Below are 21,657 nucleotides of genomic sequence, written 5' to 3'. Positions count from 1 at the left end.
TGCGAAAGATAGAGGCTTCCGATGGCGCCTTTCGTGCCATTCACCGCATTTGCAGCCACCAGCACGTGGGGCGTGTGCCCTTGTTGCAGGTCTTTGGCAAACCCTTTCGGAATAACCACCACACCATCCACGTGCGATTGCTCCACATTCCGCAACGCAACGTCGTAAGAGGGTGCCTCGCTCTTGAACCGAAAGTAGCGGTTGGCTGCAATGGTGTGCACCAACTGCTGCGAGCGTGCAGAGTGATCGTTGTCGACAACGGCCACAGCAATGTTCTTCACCTCCATGTTCATCACCCACGGCATCACGCACATCAGCATGATGGGAAACATCAAAATCAACCGCGGCAAAAACGAATTGCGCCTGATTTGCAACCACTCTTTCTGTAACAGATATTTTAATACCATCGTCTTTCTATTCTAATCGTATTTTAAACAACCGCAACGACAACGTCAGCAACACCACCAACATGCCGAGCAGCACTATCATCTCGCCTACCACTTGGCCTACACCGACGCCCATAATCATCAGTTTGCGCATGCCGCTGATGTAATAACGTGTGGGGATGATAGTCGAAATCCACTGCAACACCTCGGGCATCGACTCCAAAGGATAGATCATGCCCGACAACATCACGATGGGCATGAGCAACAACATGGCCGAAATCAGCAGCGCCTCCAACTGCGTTTGAGCCACGTTGGATATCAACAGTCCCAACGACAGTGCCAAAAGGATGTAGAGGGTGGACAACACGATGATCCAAAACAGCGAACCCACCACTGGAACACCCAACACAAAGGCGGCTATCAGCAGAATCAGCGCGAGGATGCCAAACGCAATCAACAAATAAGGCACCAGCTTTGCGGCAATCATCAGCAGCGGACGCGTGGGCGAAACGAGCAACACCTCCATCGTGCCTTGCTCTTTTTCGCGCACAATCGAAATGGAAGTCATCATCGCACACACCAACATCAACAGCATGCCCATGATGGCTGGCACAAAGTTATAGGCCGATTTCAGCTGCGGGTTATACAGCATCTTGGTAGAAACCAGCCCATCGCCCGCATGCATCACCACGGCTTGCGCATAGCTTTGCCATTGTTGTGCCATGTTAGGGTCGGTTCCGTCTACCAAGAACTGCATGCTTGGCACGCCCGCCGCGTTGCTTTCGCCAAAGATAATGGCCATGTCGGCTTGCTGATGGCGAATGGTTTGCTCGGCCTCGGCAGGCGTATGCACCATGCCCACCAACGTGAAATAGCTTGAAGCTGCCAGCCTGTCCACGGCCTGTTGCGCCCCATCGCTCCACGGACTGAGCACCACCACCATGCGAACATTCTTCACATCGGTGCTGATGGCATAGCCAAAGAGCAGCATCATGGCCAAAGGCATGCCGAAAAGCATGAGCATCGTGCGTTTGTCCCGCAAGATGTGGTGCGCCTCTTTCAATATAAATGCATAGAATTGTTTCATTGTCTCAATGTTCTGAACGTTGGGCTTGTCGCGCCAAATAGGTAAACACATGGTCCATGTCGGGCTGCCCGAGCGTGTGTTTCAGTTCTTGTGGCGTGCCCATCGCTTTGATTTTGCCGTCGACCATGATGGAAATGCGGTCGCAATATTCCGCCTCATCCATGTAGTGTGTCGTCACAAACACCGTGATGCCACGGGCTGCTGCCGCATAAATCAGCTCCCAAAACTGTCGCCTTGTAGCCGGATCGACGCCACCTGTCGGCTCGTCTAAGAACACAATCCCTGGGTCATGCAGAATGCTTACCGAGAAAGCTAACTTCTGTTTCCAACCTAAAGGCAGGCTCGCCACCAAGCTGTTGCGATGCGATGCAAACTGCAACTGTTCGAGCAGCTGCGTCGTTTTGCGCTTGATGTCGGCATCTTTCATGCCATAAATGCCGCCGAAGAGTCGGATGTTTTCGGCCACGGTGAGGTCGTCATACAGCGAGAACCGCTGACTCATATAACCAATGTGCCGCTTGATTTGCTCGTGCTCGGTGCAAATATCAAAACCCACCACGTGGCCTTCGCCGCTCGTAGGTTGTGACAAACCAGCCAACATGCGCATGGCAGTAGTCTTTCCGGCGCCGTTAGCCCCTAAGAATCCAAAGATTTCGCCGCGCTGAACGCTGAAACTAATGCCATCGACGGCATGGAAACCGCCAAAACTTTTCACCAAATTCTTCACCTCAATCACGGCTTGTGTGCCAACGTCTTCCTGCCCTGTATCACCCAAAGGGTGTGACTTCTTGATGGGCGCCGGATTGAAAACCGCACGGAACTGCGTCAAAATCTCCTCGGGTGTGCCAATGCCTTTCACCTCGCCTTGCGACAAGAAAGCCACGCGGTCGCAACATCTCACCTCGTCTAAATAGGGCGTAGAAGCCACAATCGTGATCCCCTTTTGCTTCAAACAGCCCAACATCTCCCACAGTTCTTTGCGGCTCACAGGGTCAACACCCGTGGTGGGTTCGTCGAGAAAGAGCACCGTCGGCCGATGGATGAGCGCGCAACACAGTGCTAACTTCTGCTTCATGCCGCCCGAAAGTGCCCCCGCTTTGCGCTGCCGAAAGGGTTCAATTTGCGTGTAAATGCTTGCTATTGTAGCGTAGTTTTCCTCGAAATTTGCACCAAAAAGGGTGGCAAAAAAGTGCAGATTTTCTTCAACGGTGAGGTCTTGGTAGAGCGAAAACCTGCCGGGCATATACCCCACCCGACGGCGAACATCCTGCATTTGCGTCACCACATCGAAACCATCCACGCGCAATGTCCCGGCATCGGGCACCAATAGCGAGCACAACAAGCGATACATCGTGGTCTTGCCCGCGCCATCCGGCCCTATCAATCCAAACACTTCGCCGGGCTTTACATCAAAACTCACGCTGTGCAAAGCCTGCACCTTGCCATAACTCTTCGTCACCCGACACACCTCTATGGCTTTCATCATCAGTCGTTGAATTTCACTTCGCCATACATTCCAATCTTTGCATAGCCGTCATTCTTAAACTTAATCTTCACCGCATACACCAAATCGGCACGCTCATCGTCGGTTAAAATGGTCTTAGGCGTGAACTCGGCGCGGCTCGAAATCCATGCCACTACCCCGCGATAGGTGCGCTTCTGCTTGCCTTCTCCATAGTCGGCCATCACCGTTACGGTCTGCCCCACGCGGCAATGTTTCAGCTGCAACGAGGTAACATAGGCGCGAAGATACATCTCATCCACGTTGGCGAGCTTCAACAGGGGGCGTCCCGGCGTGACAAACTCGCCCGCTTCGGCATATTTTTCGAGCACAGTACCTGCACGAGGAGCCACAATCTGCGCATTGTTGATTTGGTCGGCCAGCTGTCTTTGCTGCGCTTCCACCCCTTGTCGCTGCGCTTCGATGCCGCGTGCCTGTGCTTTCAGCGCAGCATTGTTGCTGCGAATTTGCTCGCGGGTGGCTTCTAATTGCCGCTGAAGCACCCTCACCTGGTTGCTGATATCGTCCAATTGCTTGCGCGGCACGGCCCCATCCTTCACCAATTCGGCAAAGCGTTGCTGCTCTCTTTGGGCGTTGGCCACCTGCTGTTCGAGCGAAGCCACCTGCTTTTGCAAGTTCAGTTGCTTGGCATCGGTAGCCGTTTCCGTGGCCGACAGCTGTTGCTTCATAGCCACTAACTCCTCGCTTTTTTGCTGCAACTGGTAGGCATCAATCTCACCCAACACCGTGTTGGCCTTCACAGCATCGCCTTCTGAAACCGTAAAACTTTTCAATTTGCCAGCCAACTGTGCCGACACCGTCACCTCGGTGGCTTCAAATGTGCCCGTTGCATCAAAGTCTTGCGCTTGGTCTCCGCAAGCCATCAGGCTCAACACCAACGGGATTGCTACGATGATTTTTCTCATATTTCTTGTTTTTTATAATCCATTTACCGTGTATTTCAAATCACTTTGCGCCTTGAGCAGGTTGATTTCGTGAATCGATTGCTGCGTCTTGGCCGCATTCTCCTGGTTGATTTCCTGCACCAATCGGTTGCTGTCAATCAACCCATGTACCAATTTCGACTCCGCTGCCTTGCGTACCCGTGTGCGCAACGCAATGATTTCGTCGTCGTTTTTCATCAACTTTTCATACCGTTGAATAGCCTCTTGCTGTTGCAGTTGCTCCAAACGGTTGTTGAAAAGAAACGCATTGCGCAGGTTTTCGGTCTGTGCGCGCTGCAGCTTCAACTTGTTTTGGTCATTCTTATGCGTGTAGAGCGCACCCACATTCCACGTGAATTTCACACCCGCCAGCGCATTCCAACTGCCTTTTCGCCCCATCATATCTTCGAAAAGATTAAGCCCCGGATAACCATAATAGCCTTGTGCAAACAGCCCTATGCGCGGCATCAGTCCGGCACGGAGTGCCTTTTCCTGCGTCTCGGCCAACTGAATCTGGGCTGCAAAAAGCTGCATCTCGGGACGATGGTTTTGCTCTTCCGCCGTTTTTCCCATCACAGGCTTTTCGGGATGGCTCACAACGATGCCGCAAAAGGTGCTCAACAGCTGCTGCATCAAATGGGCCTGCGACTGTAATTGCTCGCCCATCTGCACGGCATTCAGCCGTTCGGCCTTCACATTTTCTAAGTCGCTGACAGCCGCTATGCCATTTTTCACCATTGCAGCCAACTGGTTTTCGCTCGACTGCAACAGGTCTTGCACATCGCGATTGAGGCTCATTTGCTCGTGAAGCAGCAGCCAACCAAAATACAACTCGTTCACCCGCTGCCGCACAGCATACAGGTTCACCTCGTTTTGTGCCGCCTCAACGGCACCTTGTTGGCACACCATGCGGCTCTGTTCGCGCATCATACCACCGTCATACAGCGTTTGTTGCACATCCACGCCCACACGATATTGCGTTTTACCAATTCCTTTCATCTCAAGACCCATGCTGCGATAAACCGTTTTAATGCGCTCGGGCCATGCCGTTACCGCATTTTGTGTCGTGCCTTGTGCCGACACTTGCACTTGCGGAAGCCAACCCTTTTGAATGTTCCGAATGGTTAAATCGGTGGTTTTGGCAATCAAATCATATTGCTTAATGAGCGGATAATTCTGCCGGGCAGCCTGCTGACAAGTCTCCAACGATTGTGCCTGCCCCACCAAAGAAATGCCCCATGCAGCCATTATCAATAGTTTCTTTTTCATCTTATTTATTCTCTCTTTATTCATTATCTATTAGCAGAAAGTCCTTTTTCGTCCTTTTTATAATGCAAAGATAAGGTGGTTCCTCCCTGTTTTACTTATCAAATCCACCTAAAAAATTGCCCATTTGTAACACTCTTCGCCCAAAGTGTGCAGTTTTATCCTTAAGAAATCGTAATTTTACAAGCCAATCATACAAAAAGGAAAGTAGCAATGACAACCAAACCCGTACATCCACTCTCGCTCACCGATGTCGACTTCCAGGAATTTGTCAACCAATCAGTGCAGTTTTTCACCCACGACGACTTCGTGATGATTATGAATGTGCGCTTCTATCGGCAACCTTTCTTAAAGCCCAATGAAGTCTATCGCATCACGGAGTCACGTCTCATTCTGTTGCTCGAAGGGCATGCACAGGCCAGCATCAATCTGCAAGACTATGCCGTTAGCCAAGGTTCGCTCGTGCTGTTAGCACCCGATGCCATCGTAGAACTCAAAGAAGTGTCCGACAATGTGCGCGTGATTGCCATGGTGTTGGGCGAAGAGATGAAAGTGAAGCAAGATGTCATTCTGCACAATTCACCCACAGAATTTGAGCATTTCCTGCGCCTGTCCTACCTCGTGTGGGACATGGCACACTGCCAACCCTATCGTCATGAAATGGTTTATCATCTGCTGCATGCCATCGTAGCCAATGCCTTGCAGCTCGACAAGCAACAAAAGCAGTCGGAAGCGCAATCACAACCCGCACGACTGCAGGCGTTGTTTCAAGAATTCAGGCGCTTGGTGGCGCAACATGCCACACAACATCGCACCATCAACTTCTATGCACAGGCGCTGCATATCACGCCCCATTATCTCTCAGCCATCATCAAAAAGGCGAGCAACCAGAGCGTAATGCAGTGGGTGCACCGCGCCCTTGTCCAAGAAGCCAAACTGCTTTTGCAGGCCAACGAGCTGATGTTGTTTGAAATTGCCGACCAATTGAACTTCCCAAGCGCATCGGCTTTCACCAAATTCTTTAAACGCGAAACAGGCATCACCCCTACACTGTATCAAGAACAAACCACGAAAAGTCGTTGATACCTGCAACTATACATCCGATTTGCAACCACAAACAGGGGCATTACAACAAAGGGTGGCATTCACTCCACAATGAATGCCACCTCTTCAAATTTCGTTTAACTTACGATTGACCAAAAACAACAATTCTAATTGTACCAAACGTCCGTATCAATGATATGAATCTGGGACGCTTCTAATTCCTCTTCCCTGCGCAAGTCTTGATAGACCTCTGGGAGTAGCGACTTCTTCGTTTTCATGACCGTCACTGTTTTAATTGTTAATAAATTGAGCTATCGATGACAAAATTATAAGAAAAAAAGTAACTTGTCAATACCTAAATGTAGGTATTTCGCAATTTTAACGTTCATTTTATGTCAAAAAACACGTTTTTGACGTATTTTTCTATCAAAAACAAACTACAACCCATCAATCTTTCTTCACGAGAAACACGCATATCATAGATAAGGAGCTACTTAAAAAGCCAGCTATCTTCACAATTATCTTGCTGGAAAAATCACATTCTATCCCACAGGAATCAATACAGATAACAAGAATAGTAGGCCATGGACACTGTTTAAAAAGATACCCCATGATAAGTTCTTTGCTACTAAAGAATACATCTATCAAAAGCTTTTTGAAAGTCTACCTCACCAAGAAAAGCACTACCAAGTGATTAATATTACAAACTTGACATGGTTAACGCACACCCAAATTCGAAACAAATCTACCACTAAGCCTACCAATTCTACCATTTATCACTACCAAAGTATCCCCTTTCGTCTGGCAATATTCACAGCCTCGATAATACTTCCGACTTGTAACTTCTCTCGTATATTTTGCCGATGCCTATTAACAGTATAGACACTGAGGAAAAGTTTTTGGGCTATTTCTTTACTGGAAAGACCTTCACTGGTAAGCCCAAGTATCTCTTTCTCCCGTGAAGTCAGCAAGGAGGGCGTTTCTTTACCTATGGATATGGGGATAATCTCGCCCGTAACACAGTGCTTCATATGAACACGAACGGGCAGGTTCTCGCCCTGTTCTGGAGCTATCTCTATAATACCCAATATCAAATAGTTATCTTCTGTCGCCTCTAAGAACTGCCTTTCATGAATCACCCTCCTATAAATACCATCGGGAGCCAAACCCCTATATTCGTAAATACATTTATATTGAGACTGTTCTTCTTTGGGATGTGTAGAGAGAAAAGCTGTAATCTTTGCATCAATTTGATTCTTTATAACCAAATCGTCTGGATGAATGCGACTAGTAAGAGGGTAATTCCATATGCGTTCACTACCCTGCTCAGGAATATCGTCATAGCCAAAAAGAGAAAACTTGTCGGAAATAAAATAATAATGCCCCTTCCCATCCACTATATACACTGCATTATTACCTATTTCAGAAAGCATCTTGGCATAGGGAATATATTTCAAAGCAATTGTTTCCAATACATGAGGAGTATTCATTTCGTAAATGGTTATTTCTGCGTATTGCACCTTTGGAGTAACCACAGTAATTTTGCACCAAAGTTAAAAAAAATATTTCAAGGAATGAAAACATACAATAGCATTATTATAGGAAGCGGCTTGGGTGGTCTTACTGCTGGTGCTCTTCTTGCACTCTGGGGAAAGAAAGTCTTAATTCTTGAACAGCATTATATCCCAGGAGGGTGTGCAACCACTTTTAAACGTAAGGATTTCCTTATGGAAGTAGGTTTACATGAGATGGATGGTCTACACAAAGAGGATTTCAAATATCCTATCATGGAGTTATTAAAAATCTTCGAAGGGATAGAGTTCTTAAAAGTTCCTGAACTCTACCATGTAAAAATGGGAACCTTTAACTATGTACTTCCTGAGGGATATCAAGCAAAAATACAGCTAAAACGAGACTTTCCCAAAGAAGCAGAGGCTATTGAATACTTTTTTATCACCATAGAAAAGCTATATAAAGAAATGTACAAAATGCTTCATCACAAGTGGCTTAGCCTATTGACTCACCCTCTGATGCCCTTGCTCTATCCTACTATAGTTAAGACATCGAAACTCAATACAGGCGAATGGATTGACAAACACTTTAAGGATTATCGTCTAAAGAGTATTCTCACAGCCAATATGTGTTATTATACCGATGATCCTTACAAGCTATCTTTGATGTATTTTTTAATCGCTCAAGGCAGCTATATTAATGGTGGAGGACATTTTATCAAAGGAGGCTCACAAGCCTTATCCAACTACTTAGTACGCTTGATTATGCAACATGGCGGACAGGTACTTACAGGTAAATATGTAGAAGAAATTCTTATTGAAAATAACCGAGCTGTAGGAGTAACCTATCGGGACACCTTTAATCCAGCAATTCCTACAGAACGCCTTTATGCTGATGCTATAGTGGCTAATGCTGCCATACCCAATATTGTTCAAATGTTACCCGAGCCACAACGTAATGCATTACAACAAAAGATAGGTAAATTACAACCTGCTTGTTCCTTACTCTCCATTTATTTAGGATTCAATACTGACCTGAGAATACTTGGAGTCACACATTATTCCAATATAATCTTCAATAAAAACAAAAATAGCCTAAAAGAAATGAGAAATGATGCCCATAGTCCTTGGAGTGAACGACCATTTACATTTGTCAACTATGGAGTTATAGACGCACAGCTATGTCCTAAGGGAAAAACAGTCGCGGTAATTTGTACTACCGATTACTTAGCCGATTGGGAAAATCTTACTCCAAAGAACTACCAGATACAGAAAGAAGTTGTTGCTAAAACCCTTTTAACACGTTTGGAAACAGAATATCCAACCATACTGAACTATTTAGAATATTACGAAGTAGCAACTCCAAAAACAATCCGACATTACACACTCAATCCTAAAGGCACCGCCTATGGTTATGTACAATCTATAGGCCAAACAGGGACTAACAGGAAAAAAGCTACTGCATCCCCTGTAAAGAATCTATATTTCGCATCGGCTTGGGGTCCTTCAGGAGGTGGCTATTCAGGAGCCATATACAGCGGATTCTTTGCGGCTAAGGCCATGAATAAAAATGTTAAATGGCTCACCTACACTCCTTCTAAAATCGAAGATGCTCGCCAAGTAAGACTTTTGCGTAAAGAAATCATCGCTGACAACACCCTATTACTCACCTTTGAAAAGCCAAAACACCTAACTTATCAAGCCGGCCAATATGCTATGCTGCAATTACATGAGCCAAAATACACGCAACTGGATATACCTTTACGTCCATTATCGATGGTCTCCCATCCCTCACAAGAGACATTGAGTTTTGCAATGCGTCTTAGTAATAGTGCATTCAAAAGAAGTATCGTGGCGATGTCCGTGGGTGATGTCGCAACTATTTTTGCTCCTATGGGTGATTTTATCCTACGTCCCAGCAGACATATTGTGTTCTTTGCTGCAGGTATAGGTATTACTCCTATCGTTTCCATGCTCAAAGATTTAGAACAACAGCACTTTATAGGGCAAGTGACGTTGTGCTACTCTTGTAAAAAAGAGACAGCAGCTGCATTCCATAAGGATTTACAACAATTATCCTTACCCAACTATACTTATCTCCCAATCTTTTCTCAAACCCAAAAGCACATCAATAGCACTTATGTAAGTGAGCACATTCCTCACCTCGCAGACAGCTTATACTATATTGTAGGTACCCATTCTTTTGTTCAAGGAATAGAAACTATCTTGCTTGAGCAAGGTGTTCTGAGAGAGGCCATTATAAAAGACAATTTTAATTAAGAACCTATCATGGCAATCTTAGAGCAACATATGTTTTATTCTAACGATAAATAATCATCTTATGATGTACCCAAAACCTGTTCTAACAGTATATTGCTTCTTTACCAACAAGCCCGATGCACCGCCCGTTTATTTTGAAAAACAAAGGTCGCTAAAACAATTTATATGTTTATCTTACCCTCCAAACTCGCGGAAGAAATGGGAACCGATAAGAGAAGAACCAAGAATAGTCCCTATCCTTTCAACAAAACAATCCCACAAAGAGCCTCAAAAACAGCCCATTTTTATGGCAAAAGTAATAGAGATTGCTGCGCAAAACAGCACACATTGCAAAGAAAAAGCATAGCCATTGCAGCGGCAACACACGGTCAAGCGGTGTCCCTGTGATGGTCATGGCTTATTGTTGCGGTGTTGCTTGATAAATCAACACATCGAAATCGGCAGCGAGTGCATAGATTTTTTCCATCAAATCGGCTACCTGATGCTCATAAGCCACCCACTCTTTATCCGAGAGAAAGAAATAAAATTCAAGCGGAAGGCCGGTACTCGTCGCCTCTAACTGGCGCACAAGACAGCTCAAATGGTGATTCACACGGGCATCCTGTGCCAACATCCGCTCCACATGCCGGCGATAAAGTGCCATGTTCACTTGCTCACCTTGCAACTCGTTTGCCGTGAAATAGCCCTTCTCTACCAACTGCTTTTTCAAATCATCTGTCGCCAACTTGATGTGCCGGAAATCGTAAAACACCTTACGTTTCACACGTCTCCCATCACTCTTTTGCATGCCCATCCAGTTTTGAAACGAGTCAGAAACCAAGGTCTGTGGTGTAACCGTGACGATGGTGTGGTCGAAATTGCGCACCTTTACCGTGGTCAACGTGATCTCTTCCACCACACCATCGACGGCCGAATTGGGCACAGTGATCCAATCTCCTTTGCGCACCATGTTGTTACTCGTCAGTTGAATGCCGGCCACCAAACCTGAAATAGTGTCTTTGAACACCAACATCAACACGGCAGAGGTAGCACCTAAGCCCGCAATGAGCGTCATGGGACTGCGTCCTATGAGAAGGGCTATGGCCACAATAGCACCCAAAAAGAAGATGACAATCTTCAAAACTCCCCGAAAAGACTTGAAATATTGCTGCGTAGCGGTGGGGTTCTGCCCCTCATTCCCTTCAAAACTGTTCAACAGTGCCACAGCGGCCAAGGTCGCCATCACCGTGATATAAACCGCCGTGGCACGTGACAACGACAAACGAACCCAAGGATATTGATAGAAAACCAATGGCATGAGTGCCCGCACAACAATGGCCGGAATGATGCGACTCACCGACAAAAGCAACAGCGGATTCCACTGTGTGCCCTTCTTCATCACGATTTTTGTGAGAAACAGGATGAGCTGTCGCCCTATCACAAAACTCAAATAGGCGACAATGACCACAACAAGTGCCAAAACAATGTGGCGTACAATGGGCACTGAGATGCCACTGATGCCACAAGCCACGATGAGCCGTTCAACAAACAAACGAATGGTTTCCATTTCTGCTATCTATATAAATAGGTGGCAAAGGTAAAAGAAAATAGAGAAAAAAGCGATAGGATGAGGTTTAATTTATGTTTTTGGCTATCTTTGCGAACAACCAAAATGAGGAGAAGATGAAAGAGAATGGACACAAAAAGCCACAAAGGGCTGTCATCATGGGCGCCAGTAGTGGTATCGGTTACGCCCTTGCCCAACGGTTGATTGCACACGGTTGGATGGTGGGATTGGCTGCACGTCGCACCCAACCGCTACAACAGCTGCAGCAACAAGCACCCGAACGCTGTTTTTATGCCCCTATCGACGTGAACGATGCGCACGCTGAAGCGCAACTCTTGGCGCTCTTTCAGCAAATGGGCGGTGTGGATGTGTATGTGCATGCGGCTGGCATTGGCTGGCAAAATCCGACGCTTGTGGCCGAGAAAGAGCTCCAAACTGCCGAAACCAACGCCGTTGGCTTCATCAGAATGGTGGGAACGACCTATCGCTATTTTGCCAAACAGCGCAAAGGGCACATCGTTTGCATCAGTTCTATTGCAGGGACAAAGGGGTTAGGTCCGGCACCTGCCTACAGCGCAACAAAGGCATTACAAAACACTTACCTGCAAGCGTTGGAACAATTAGCCTACCAACAACGACTCAACCTCAGGTTTACTGACATTCGTCCAGGCTTTGTCGATACGCCTTTACTCACAGGAACGACGCAGTTCCCCATGTTGATGCCAGTGGAACGTGTGGCCAAAAGCATAAAGAAGGCCATCAGACGGCAACGACATGTGTGCATCATCGACTGGCGATGGCGCGTGGTTACAGGCCTTTGGCGACTGATTCCCAACGGGTTATGGCGTTACGTGGGACGCATGCTGCACTGAAAGATTTGGTCTTTTAAGATATAATGTGTATCTTTGCACCGCTGAAGCACGCTAAGACAACACTTTTTTAGGGTGCACAGCAGCGCAAATTCAAGCAGAGAACTTGCGTCCACAGAATTATTAATCAGACAAAAAGCCTGTGAATAATAAACAACTGCTCATCGCTTTCTTTTTCATGTTAATAGCCATCACGGCACATGCACAACAAAAAGGAAAAGCAACATTTTACTCAAAGCGCGCCACCGGCGCACGAACAGCAAGCGGAGAACGACTGCATCACGACAGTTTGACCTGTGCACACCGCACCTATCCGTTTGGCACCCTACTCAAAGTGACCAATTTGAACAATGGGAATACGGTGGTTGTACGTGTCACTGACCGCGGACCTTTTGCGAAAGGACGTATCATCGACCTCTCTTATGCGGCCGCAAAACAACTTGATATGCTCTTTGCAGGTGTGGCAACCGTAACCGTTGAACGCTATAATCGTGGTGTTCCCTATGACGATGAACCCACAATTGATTTGCCTGAACTCGATTTAGAGATGGCTACACAAGGCTATAGCATGGTGGATGACTGGCGGGGACGCGACAACATGGTTGACGACAAGATTGAGAATGATGGCAAGAAGATTGCAAACAACCGTAAAAAACAACAGGGGAAAGCGGCTATCATCAATCCCAACGACACGAAAAAGCCAGCCAAGACGCCGAGCAAGAAGGACAAAGAAAACAAATGGAACAAGGTGTTTGAACGCATCAAAAAGATTTTCTAATTCACAAATTCTCTCATAAGCCCACTGCGAGTAGACAAAACTGCATTAAAAATAAAAGTAACTTTGTCACATAAAAATCCATTTTTTGTGATTTCAAACAACTTCTTTGACGAAAATTGCAGTTGAGATATGTTTTATTTGGCACTTTCATAAGATATGTATACTTTTGCAATCGATTACTGAATAAATATACATCACGATGAAAGAGAAAAACGAACGCTTGGCAACCTTAAAGATGCTTATCTCAAGTCACGAGCTAAGTAGCCAGCATGAAGTGCTACAAGCCCTACGGAAAGAAGGCTATAACGTGACACAAGCCACACTAAGCCGCGATTTCAAACAACTGAAAGTGGCCAAAGCAGCCAGCATGAATGGCGAATATGTGTATGTATTGCCGAATGAAACAATGTACAAACGCGTGCACAAACCACTCTCTGCACGCGAGATGCTGCATACACCGGGATTTATTTCGATTCATTTTTCGGGTAATATGGGCGTCATCAAAACGCGTCCTGGCTATGCAAGTAGCTTGGCTTATAATATTGACAATGCCGACATTCCTGAGATTTTAGGAACCATAGCAGGCGATGATACGATTTTTATCGTGATTGATGAGCACTGCACGCACGAGGAAGTTGAGGAAAACTTGAATAGTATCCTAAACTTTATGTAAAGATAGTGCGCGCATCATGAGTTTTATGTAGAACTCAAAATTTCCTTTTCTGATAGGGATACCGAACGCTCCAATCGTAAAAAAATAGTATCTTTTCGTTATTCTAAATTAAAATCAGCACAGAATGAAGAAGTTTATAACGTGCTTAATGGGCATAGGATTTTTAATGAGTGGCTGCGGTAGCTATATGGGTGCAGGTGCCTACACGGGGAGTTCTATAGGATCTGTTTTAGGAAGTGCTATCGGAGGAATCGCAGGAGGCTATGGAGGTTCCAACCTTGGAACTATTATTGGCATGGCAGGTGGTGCTGCTGTGGGTGCAGCCATAGGGAAAGCTGCTGACAAACGTGTGGAAAGTGCTACAGAAACGCGCCGACAACGTAAAGCGAAACGCTACGAACAACAGCAAGAACCCACACGCCAACCCTCTGAAACGCCAGACTCCTTGCCTACAACTATCTTCAATAGGGATAGTGTTTCTCATGCAACCTACTAAAGATAAGTACAAATTATTGTTCAAAAAGAAAGGTAAGATACTCCTTTACTAAGCATTATTTGTTCTCGTTAAAAGAAACAAAAAAAGAATGTCGCACTCCATTTTTCCAAGTAAAAATGCCTAACTTTGCATGGAAATGAGGCGAATGCTATCCATCATAATGCTGCTGTTTTTCCTGGTAAGTGTATCGGGAGTAAACGTGAATATTCACTATTGCGATAGTGAATTGATAGGCATGACCGTAAATGGCATTCATTTTAAGACAGAAGCTGGACAGGAGATGGCTGACTCTTGCAATGAGAATACGGGCTGTCCGATGTGTAAGCATGTTGCGCATCATTACCAGCTGCACCAGCAATTCATGCAAAGCAGCACGCCACAGGTGCATCCTTTGCTCGTGGCCAACGATTGGTTTCATGGCGTAACCATCAACTTTGATTACTTATTATTTAACTTCATACCTGCAGAGGAGGGCAGCAACGGCAACGCTTATGCGTATGTTAACTCCTACTTGGGCTGCCTTTACCTTCCGTATAGCGGACTTCGGGCTCCTCCTACGATGAAACAAGTTTAGTTTCAACATTTATTTATGGTATAATTTGACCGAACCGAAAGTTTGATTTTCACAAGAAAAGAGACTGATTGTACAGATACGATTGGACGATGCTTTTCTTTTGATGAGTCTTTAGCACGGGTGAGGTCGTTAAATAACAAGTACATTCAATGCACAAAATTATTGGATACTTTCTTCACAACCGTTTAATCACGGCACTTGTGTTGATATTTATCATAGTAGGTGGGCTGTCTACTGTCCCCTTTAACTGGCATAGCGGTCTCATACCACGCAATCCTGTGGCCGTAGATGCTATCCCTGACATCGGTGATAACCAACAGATTATCGCAACAGATTGGATGGGACGCTCGCCAAAAGATATTCAAGAGCAAGTCACATACCCCCTAACAACGGCATTATTAGGAATTCCCGGCGTCAAGACCATTCGGTCATCGTCAATGTTCGGCATGTCGTTTATCTATATTATCTTTAATGATGATGTCGACTTTTATTGGAGCCGGTCACGCATTTTGGAAAAACTCAACTCGCTTCCTGCCGGTTTATTGCCCGAAGGAGTGAAACCAACACTCGGGCCAGATGCCACGGCATTAGGCCAAATTTATTGGTATACGCTCGAAGGACGAAACCCCAAAACGGGGAAACCTGCCGGCGGTTGGGATCCTCAGGAATTGAGAACCATTCAAGACTACTATGTAAGATACCAATTAAGTTCGGCTGAGGGGGTCAGCGAAGTGGCTTCAGTAGGTGGTTATGTGAAAGAATATCAGGTTGATCTTGACCCAGAAGCTATGCGTGCTTACGGTCTGAATCTCGTACAAGTCATGTTGGCTGTGAAGAATTCGAATATAGATGTAGGCGCGGGAACAATGGAAGTGAACCGCGCAGAATATTTGATTCGCGGCCTCGGTTACGTCAAAAAGCTGAAAGATTTGGAAGAGGCTGCCATCACAGATCGCCATGGTGTTGCTGTAAGAGTTAAGGATGTGGCTAAGGTTTCGTTTGGCCCTGGCGACAGACGTGGCGGACTTGACAAGGAAGGGCAAGAGGCTGTGGGCGGCGTTGTCGTGGCACGTAACGGCAGCAATCCCATGGAAGTCATCAACAATGTGAAAACAAAGATTGCCGAAATGCAAGGGGGGCTGCCTGAGAAAACGTTAAAAGATGGCTCTAAATCACGCGTCACCGTCGTGCCTTTTTACGATCGTACCAGATTGATTAAAGAGACGATTGGCACACTTGAGAGCTCACTGATGCACGAAATTCTCATCTGTATCATTGTTGTTCTTATCCTGGTGCTCAACCTACGCGCTTCTTTCGTGATTGCAACCATGCTGCCTTTGGCTGTATTAACCACGTTTATCGTCATGAAACTCTTAGGGATTGAAGCCAATATCGTGGCACTTAGTGGTATCGCTATAGCCATTGGTGTGATGGTTGACGTAGGGGTTGTGTTCATGGAAAATGTGGTTCGTCATCTGAGCACTGCTCCTAATGCTCGCGGTAAGCAATTAGAAGCATTGATTTTGAATGCTGTTCATGAGGTTTCAGGAGCAGTTATGACGGGCATGGGTACTACGATTATCAGCTTTCTACCTGTATTTGCCATGCAGGCACAAGAGGGAAAGATGTTTCATCCATTGGCTTTCACAAAGACTTTTGCCCTATTATCGGCCCTGCTCTTAGGCATTTTAATCCTCCCGACATTGGCTTACTGGATTTTCTCACTAAGGATTCCAAAACGATGGACATTGAAAGTCTTCAAAAAACGTGTGCCACGCACCTTCAAAATCAGGCATTGGACGGTCAGCACTAACATGCTGATTATTGCCATTGTGGTGCTTTTAGCTGCCTATGAGCTTTCAAGTGTGTGGCTTCCCTTAGGTCCCCAGAATGGAACGTTGCTCAATTTACTGTTTGTTATCGTTACGGTGGGGGCTATCCTATCTATCCTTTGGCTGCTGGTGCTCAAGTATGAGCAAATCCTTCGCTGGTGTTTAAACCACCGATGGAAGTTTATGTCTATCCCCATATTGACCCTGATTGCCGGCGGAATGATTTGGACAAAGACGGGAAGTGAGTTTATGCCCACCTTAGACGAAGGCACTTTCATGCTCATGCCCACAAGTATGCCCCACAGTGGTGTTGAAGAAAACATACAGAATTGCAAGATTTTAGACCAGCGCATAAAAGCCATTCCCGAAGTAGAATCGGTTGTTGGCAAATGGGGACGTGTGGAAAGTGCTCTCGACCCGGCACCTATTCAAATGTATGAGATAACCATCAACTACAAACCCGAATACCAATTGGATGATGATGGCCAACGCATTCGCGACAAGAATGGCAACTACATACGCCTGTGGCGAGATAAAATTAAAAATGAAGATGATATCTGGCAAGAGATTGTTAAGGCCTCTAATTTGCCAGGATTGACAGGAAGTCCGAAACTACAACCCATTGCAACCCGGCAAGTGATGCTGTCAACAGGAATGAAAGCCCCTATGGGATTAAAGATATATGGTCCTGATTTGGCTTCGATTGAGCAGGCAGGCTTACAAATGGAGAAGGCTTTGAAAGCGATACCCGACATCAGTCCATCCTCAGTGTATTATGATCGTGCTGAAGGAGCACCTTATATAGAGATTCATCTCGACAGAGAAAAACTCGGACGTTATGGCATTCAAGTGGGGACTGTGCAAAGTGTTATCGAGACAGCTATCGGTGGAATGGCTGAAGGAAACACCGTTGAGGGGCGCGAACGATTTCCTATCCGTGTGCGTTATGCACGTGAATTGCGAGATGACCCCGAGGTGTTAAACGGGATACTCGTTCCAACAGCCGACGGAACACAAATTCCTTTAGGCGAATTGGCAACTTTTCATTTCGTCAAAGGCGCGACGATGATTCAGAGTGAAAACACGTTTTTAGTGGGCTATGTCACGTTTGATAAGGTGGGAAACAAGGCAGAAGTGGATGTTGTTCATGCAGCTCAAAAACACATTGACGAGCTTGTAGCTCATGGAAAGATTAAACTTTCTAAGGGCGTCACGTATAAATTTACGGGCACTTACGAGCAACAGATTCATGCTGCAGAACGCCTTCAGGTAGTCATTCCTATTGCGTTGATTCTCATTTTCTTGGTCCTTTTCTTCCAATTTAAAAGCGTCACGGCCTCAATGATACACTTCTCGGGTGTTTTTGTAGCCTTTGCGGGCGGCTTTATCCTGATTTGGCTCTACGGACAAGACTGGTTTTTAAACTTCAATATCGCGGGAGTGAATATGCGAACCCTCTTTGGTATGGGACAAATCAACCTCAGTGTTGCCGTTTGGGTAGGCTTTATCGCACTCTTTGGCGTCGCTACAGACGATGGTGTTTTGATGGGAACCTACATCCATCAGGTGTTCTTAAAACGACAACCCCATAGTCCTTTAGAGATTCGCGAGGCTGTTGTTGAAGCCGGAATGAAGCGTATTCGCCCAGCAGCAATGACCACTGCGACAACACTTATTGCGCTATTACCCGTGCTTTCATCCACAGGAAAGGGCTCAGATATTATGGTTCCGATGAGCATTCCTACCTTTGGCGGCATGTTAATACAGACCATGACAATGTTTGTTGTGCCGGTTTTCCAATGCTGGTGGCGTGAATCAGCCTTAAGACGTGAACAAAAGAAAAGTATAATTGCAAACAAAAATGAGCATGAAGAATAAGATTTTATATTTCCTATGCATAGGACTATTCGCCTGCTATGGCAGTGCTTATGCGACAGGAATAGACAATAAAGAAGATAGTTTGGCCGTGTATATTGCCGAAGCAATACGCAACAATCCTGGGCTGAAGAGTGAATATCAGGCCTATCAGGCGCAAATGACCAATGCACAAGGTGCGGGTGTCTTGAGCGATCCACAGCTAAATGTCGGCCTTTTCCCACAAGCGATGCACCATGTCAATGGAAAACAGCTTGCAACCATAACCATTATGCAGATGTTTCCATGGTTTGGCACACTGAAAGCAGGTCGCGAACAAATGGAATATAAAGCGCAAGAGGCCTACCAGAAGTTTCGCGAAAAAAGCTTATCAACAGCTTTCAGCGTTGAGAAACAATGGTATTCCATACTCGCAACGCAAGAGAAAGTGAAAGCTGTGAAACAGAAACGCGCGCTTTTAAACGATATTAAAAAGGTGGCTATCTATCTTTATAAGAACTATACAGCAGGGCGTGACACGAAAATGAGCGACCAATTGCGCCTCGATGCAGAAGAGGAGCGATTGAAAGAACAAACGGAAAGTCTTGAGACCCAACTGACTTTACAAAAGCAGCAGTTCAACATCACGCTGCATCGGCAGCCAAATGCAGCTTTGTCCCTACCCGTTTCCATCCCATTACGACAGATGCCCACCTTTAATTGGACAGAGATTGAACGAAACAATCCCAAACTTGCACAGTATTCAGCTATCCAAAAGGCGTTTAAATCACAGGAAGAACAGACCCGAGCAAAAGGTATGCCCATGATAGGTGTGGGACTTCAATATATGCTCAATGGGAAAGTTGACATGCCAATGATGTCCAATATGAATGGAAAAGACATGGTGATGCCCATGGTGAGCGTCACAATCCCCATTTATCGCAAAAAGATTACTTCGGCTATCCATAGTGCACAACTCATGGAACGTAGCGCAGCCTACAATTATCAAAGTCAGTTGGATGCACTTCAAAGCACATATCTCAGCATTGAACAGCGTGCTGACGATATAAAACGCAAATTGAAGCTTTATGAGAGTGAGGTGAGTTTGCTCAACAGAACGCTCGAACTGATGCAAAAAGAATATGCTACGGGGGCGACATCGCTCACCGATATTCTTCAAACAACACGCGAAAGCATCGACTACGACCTCTTAAAAGCTGAAGCTAATGCGCAATATAACACCATCACGGCAGAGGCTATCCAGCTCATTGCACGCGATGTGAAGTAAAAGAATGTATAACCAAAAGAAGCAAAAGATGATGAAAGATTTCATTAAAAAACATATCCTGCTATCATTTGCCGTTGCGCTAATGATAGGACTCCTATTAGGGTGGATCCTCTTCCGCACCACTCACACAACAGATGTACATCAACATTCGAAAGGAAAAACGATGTACACCTGCTCCATGGATCCACAAGTGAGACAGGATCACCCAGGGAAATGCCCCATTTGTGGGATGGATCTTATCCCTGTCAACGATGAAAAGCAAAGCACAACGACAACCGATTCCAATGCTGTTGTGATGAGTGATGAGGCCGTTGCATTGGCAAATATCGAGACAGAGGTTGTTGGCAGCGGAGCAACAAACAAAGAAGTGCGCCTATTCGGGAAGATATTGCCCGACCAGCGCTTAGAACAAACGCAATCATCTTACGTGGAAGGACGCATCGAGAAACTATTCATCAATGCGCTGGGCGACCATGTTAGTCGTGGACAAGCATTGGCTGTTATTTATTCTCCGACGCTATACGCCATTGAACAAGAATTGATTGCAGCGATGAACTTCCCTGCATCGCCCCAAAAGAAACCGCTGATTGACGCAGCTATTGAGAAGCTTAGACTGCTGAATATCACGCAAGCACAGATCAATCAACTGATGCATACACGCAAAGCCTCCCCCTACACCACGCTGAAGGCTAATACTTCGGGCACAGTGATTGAAAAGAATATCAATCCAGGCGATTATGTTAAACAAGGACAAGCGTTGCTGAAGATTGCAAATCTCGGCAAGGTTTGGGCTATGTTCCAAGCGTATGAGAGCGACTTACCATTTATTCATGTTGGTGAAAAGATTCACTTTACAGCCGAAGCGATGCCAGGAAAAGTGTTCACGGGCAGCGTAAGTTTCGTCGATCCCGTGATTGACTCTTCCAGTAGAACGGCTGGCGTGCGCGTAGAAATAAATAATGCAAGTGTAGGGTTTAAACCCGAAATGACCTTGACGGGCAATATTGTGGCCAACATGAAGCAATATCATGGTGAGATTGTCGTGCCGAAGAGCGCCGTGATGTGGACAGGAAAACGAAGTATCGTCTATGTAAAAGACACGGGAGAAACGCAACCTACTTTCAGATTACGACGTGTAACGTTGGGGCCTTCGCTATCCAATGGTTATGTCATCACGGATGGTTTGGCTGAAGGCGAAGAGATTGTGACGAATGGAACCTTTACTGTTGATGCCAGTGCACAGCTGGCTGGCAAAGAAAGTATGATGGATCAATAACATTATTTTATTTATTTAATATAACAAGAAAATGAAAAAAGTGATTTTAACAATGCTTGCTGTTGCAGCCATGAGCGCAACCATGCAGGCCAAAACAGTGAAAACAGAAATTCCAGTAAACGGGAAATGTAACGAAATGTGTAAGCCACGCATAGAGAAAGCCGCAAAAGCTGTTCCCGGAGTGTTGTCGGCTACATGGAATTTAAAAGCACAAAAGCTCACGCTTGTGTATGACAACACCAAGACTGACACGAAGAAAGTGCAAAAAGCGGTAGCTGCTTCAGGTCACGATAGTGGTAATATAAAAGCCTCACAAGCCACTTATAACAAACTCCCTGGATGCTGTAAATATCGTAAGTAAGCAGTAAATGTCAGACCAACCGGCGAATAAAGGAACGATTATCATCGCCCCCTATTCGAAGGTTGGTCTGTTTTTATAAAACCCTTGACTG

18 protein-coding genes are annotated in these 21,657 nt (G+C 45.8%); 11 read left to right on the top strand and 7 right to left on the bottom strand.

The annotated features are described in order from the left end of the window. The 5 genes from X919_RS0101125 to X919_RS0101105 all read right to left on the bottom strand — a co-directional run. A partial coding sequence (locus X919_RS0101125; RefSeq protein WP_028898668.1) for an ABC transporter permease occupies positions 1 to 407 on the bottom strand: 407 nt, incomplete at its 3' end. A gap of 7 nt (positions 408 to 414) precedes the next feature. After that, on the bottom strand, positions 415 to 1,473 hold the full coding sequence (locus tag X919_RS0101120; protein WP_028898667.1) for an ABC transporter permease: 1,059 nt from the start codon (positions 1,471 to 1,473) through the stop codon (positions 415 to 417). A 4-nt stretch (positions 1,474 to 1,477) separates the two neighbouring features. Beyond that, positions 1,478 to 2,956, bottom strand: a complete 1,479-nt coding sequence (locus X919_RS0101115) for an ATP-binding cassette domain-containing protein (RefSeq protein WP_028898666.1) — start codon at positions 2,954 to 2,956, stop codon at positions 1,478 to 1,480. 2 nt (positions 2,957 to 2,958) lie between these two features. Further along, the gene (locus tag X919_RS0101110) at positions 2,959 to 3,900 is read right to left on the bottom strand and encodes an HlyD family secretion protein (RefSeq protein WP_028898665.1); all 942 of its coding nucleotides are present in this window, start codon (positions 3,898 to 3,900) and stop codon (positions 2,959 to 2,961) included. A 12-nt stretch (positions 3,901 to 3,912) separates the two neighbouring features. After that, complete coding sequence (locus X919_RS0101105) at positions 3,913 to 5,187, bottom strand: TolC family protein (RefSeq protein WP_028898664.1); 1,275 nt, start codon at positions 5,185 to 5,187, stop codon at positions 3,913 to 3,915. 210 nt (positions 5,188 to 5,397) lie between these two features. On the opposite strand from X919_RS0101105, the gene X919_RS0101100 reads away from it, so the two are divergent. Then, positions 5,398 to 6,267 (top strand): helix-turn-helix domain-containing protein, encoded by an 870-nt coding sequence (locus X919_RS0101100; protein WP_028898663.1) that lies wholly within the window; start codon positions 5,398 to 5,400, stop codon positions 6,265 to 6,267. A 740-nt stretch (positions 6,268 to 7,007) separates the two neighbouring features. On the opposite strand, the gene X919_RS0101095 is transcribed toward X919_RS0101100, so the two are convergent. Beyond that, positions 7,008 to 7,718: a response regulator transcription factor gene (locus X919_RS0101095; RefSeq protein ID WP_028898662.1), complete on the bottom strand. Its 711-nt coding sequence runs from the start codon at positions 7,716 to 7,718 to the stop codon at positions 7,008 to 7,010. Positions 7,719 to 7,802: 84 nt separating this feature from the next. Here X919_RS0101095 and X919_RS0101090 point away from each other — a divergent pair, with 84 nt between their 5' ends. Further along, positions 7,803 to 10,019, top strand: a complete 2,217-nt coding sequence (locus X919_RS0101090) for an FAD-dependent oxidoreductase (RefSeq protein ID WP_028898661.1) — start codon at positions 7,803 to 7,805, stop codon at positions 10,017 to 10,019. 397 nt (positions 10,020 to 10,416) lie between these two features. Here X919_RS0101090 and X919_RS0101080 read toward each other — a convergent pair whose 3' ends face one another. Beyond that, positions 10,417 to 11,565, bottom strand: a complete 1,149-nt coding sequence (locus X919_RS0101080) for a mechanosensitive ion channel family protein (RefSeq protein WP_028898659.1) — start codon at positions 11,563 to 11,565, stop codon at positions 10,417 to 10,419. A 116-nt stretch (positions 11,566 to 11,681) separates the two neighbouring features. Here X919_RS0101080 and X919_RS0101075 point away from each other — a divergent pair, with 116 nt between their 5' ends. The 9 genes from X919_RS0101075 (at position 11,682) to X919_RS0101035 (ending at position 21,566) form a co-directional block, all read left to right on the top strand. Beyond that, on the top strand, positions 11,682 to 12,437 hold the full coding sequence (locus X919_RS0101075) for an SDR family NAD(P)-dependent oxidoreductase (RefSeq protein ID WP_036916631.1): 756 nt from the start codon (positions 11,682 to 11,684) through the stop codon (positions 12,435 to 12,437). Between the two features lie 139 nt (positions 12,438 to 12,576). Further along, on the top strand, positions 12,577 to 13,212 hold the full coding sequence (locus X919_RS0101070) for a septal ring lytic transglycosylase RlpA family protein (protein ID WP_028898657.1): 636 nt from the start codon (positions 12,577 to 12,579) through the stop codon (positions 13,210 to 13,212). A 199-nt stretch (positions 13,213 to 13,411) separates the two neighbouring features. Further along, positions 13,412 to 13,885, top strand: a complete 474-nt coding sequence (argR, locus tag X919_RS0101065; RefSeq protein WP_028898656.1) for an arginine repressor — start codon at positions 13,412 to 13,414, stop codon at positions 13,883 to 13,885. A 124-nt stretch (positions 13,886 to 14,009) separates the two neighbouring features. After that, on the top strand, positions 14,010 to 14,381 hold the full coding sequence (locus X919_RS16970) for a hypothetical protein (RefSeq protein ID WP_036916628.1): 372 nt from the start codon (positions 14,010 to 14,012) through the stop codon (positions 14,379 to 14,381). 145 nt (positions 14,382 to 14,526) lie between these two features. Then, entirely contained in the window at positions 14,527 to 14,955 is a 429-nt protein-coding gene (locus X919_RS0101055; protein ID WP_253270059.1) for an HYC_CC_PP family protein, read from the top strand. Positions 14,956 to 15,104: 149 nt separating this feature from the next. After that, entirely contained in the window at positions 15,105 to 18,665 is a 3,561-nt protein-coding gene (locus tag X919_RS0101050; RefSeq protein WP_028898654.1) for an efflux RND transporter permease subunit, read from the top strand. Further along, the gene (locus X919_RS0101045) at positions 18,655 to 19,929 is read left to right on the top strand and encodes a TolC family protein (protein WP_028898653.1); all 1,275 of its coding nucleotides are present in this window, start codon (positions 18,655 to 18,657) and stop codon (positions 19,927 to 19,929) included. Before X919_RS0101050 ends, X919_RS0101045 begins: the two co-directional genes overlap by 11 nt. 28 nt (positions 19,930 to 19,957) lie before the next feature. Further along, on the top strand, positions 19,958 to 21,205 hold the full coding sequence (locus X919_RS0101040) for an efflux RND transporter periplasmic adaptor subunit (RefSeq protein ID WP_036916626.1): 1,248 nt from the start codon (positions 19,958 to 19,960) through the stop codon (positions 21,203 to 21,205). A 31-nt stretch (positions 21,206 to 21,236) separates the two neighbouring features. Then, a complete protein-coding gene (locus X919_RS0101035) occupies positions 21,237 to 21,566 on the top strand; it encodes a heavy-metal-associated domain-containing protein (protein WP_025070698.1) in 330 nt (109 codons plus the stop codon). The last annotated feature ends 91 nt before the right edge of the window (positions 21,567 to 21,657 follow it).

Origin of the sequence: Prevotella sp. HJM029 (genome assembly GCF_000599605.1) — a bacterium.
Taxonomy (GTDB): Bacteria; Bacteroidota; Bacteroidia; order Bacteroidales; family Bacteroidaceae; genus Prevotella.
Note: the sequence above shows the minus strand (reverse complement) of the source record. Positions and strands in the feature narration are given on the sequence as shown.

Coding starts and splice junctions, on each gene's coding strand:
- X919_RS0101095 (WP_028898662.1), bottom strand. CDS start 7,718: ATGAATACTCCTCATGTATTGGAAACAATTGCTTTGAAATATATTCCC.
- X919_RS0101075 (WP_036916631.1), top strand. CDS start 11,682: ATGAAAGAGAATGGACACAAAAAGCCACAAAGGGCTGTCATCATGGGC.
- X919_RS0101110 (WP_028898665.1), bottom strand. CDS start 3,900: ATGAGAAAAATCATCGTAGCAATCCCGTTGGTGTTGAGCCTGATGGCT.
- X919_RS0101120 (WP_028898667.1), bottom strand. CDS start 1,473: ATGAAACAATTCTATGCATTTATATTGAAAGAGGCGCACCACATCTTG.
- X919_RS16970 (WP_036916628.1), top strand. CDS start 14,010: ATGAAGAAGTTTATAACGTGCTTAATGGGCATAGGATTTTTAATGAGT.
- X919_RS0101045 (WP_028898653.1), top strand. CDS start 18,655: ATGAAGAATAAGATTTTATATTTCCTATGCATAGGACTATTCGCCTGC.
- X919_RS0101105 (WP_028898664.1), bottom strand. CDS start 5,187: ATGAAAAAGAAACTATTGATAATGGCTGCATGGGGCATTTCTTTGGTG.
- X919_RS0101040 (WP_036916626.1), top strand. CDS start 19,958: ATGATGAAAGATTTCATTAAAAAACATATCCTGCTATCATTTGCCGTT.
- X919_RS0101080 (WP_028898659.1), bottom strand. CDS start 11,565: ATGGAAACCATTCGTTTGTTTGTTGAACGGCTCATCGTGGCTTGTGGC.
- X919_RS0101035 (WP_025070698.1), top strand. CDS start 21,237: ATGAAAAAAGTGATTTTAACAATGCTTGCTGTTGCAGCCATGAGCGCA.
- argR (WP_028898656.1), top strand. CDS start 13,412: ATGAAAGAGAAAAACGAACGCTTGGCAACCTTAAAGATGCTTATCTCA.
- X919_RS0101055 (WP_253270059.1), top strand. CDS start 14,527: ATGCTATCCATCATAATGCTGCTGTTTTTCCTGGTAAGTGTATCGGGA.
- X919_RS0101050 (WP_028898654.1), top strand. CDS start 15,105: ATGCACAAAATTATTGGATACTTTCTTCACAACCGTTTAATCACGGCA.
- X919_RS0101115 (WP_028898666.1), bottom strand. CDS start 2,956: ATGAAAGCCATAGAGGTGTGTCGGGTGACGAAGAGTTATGGCAAGGTG.
- X919_RS0101090 (WP_028898661.1), top strand. CDS start 7,803: ATGAAAACATACAATAGCATTATTATAGGAAGCGGCTTGGGTGGTCTT.
- X919_RS0101100 (WP_028898663.1), top strand. CDS start 5,398: ATGACAACCAAACCCGTACATCCACTCTCGCTCACCGATGTCGACTTC.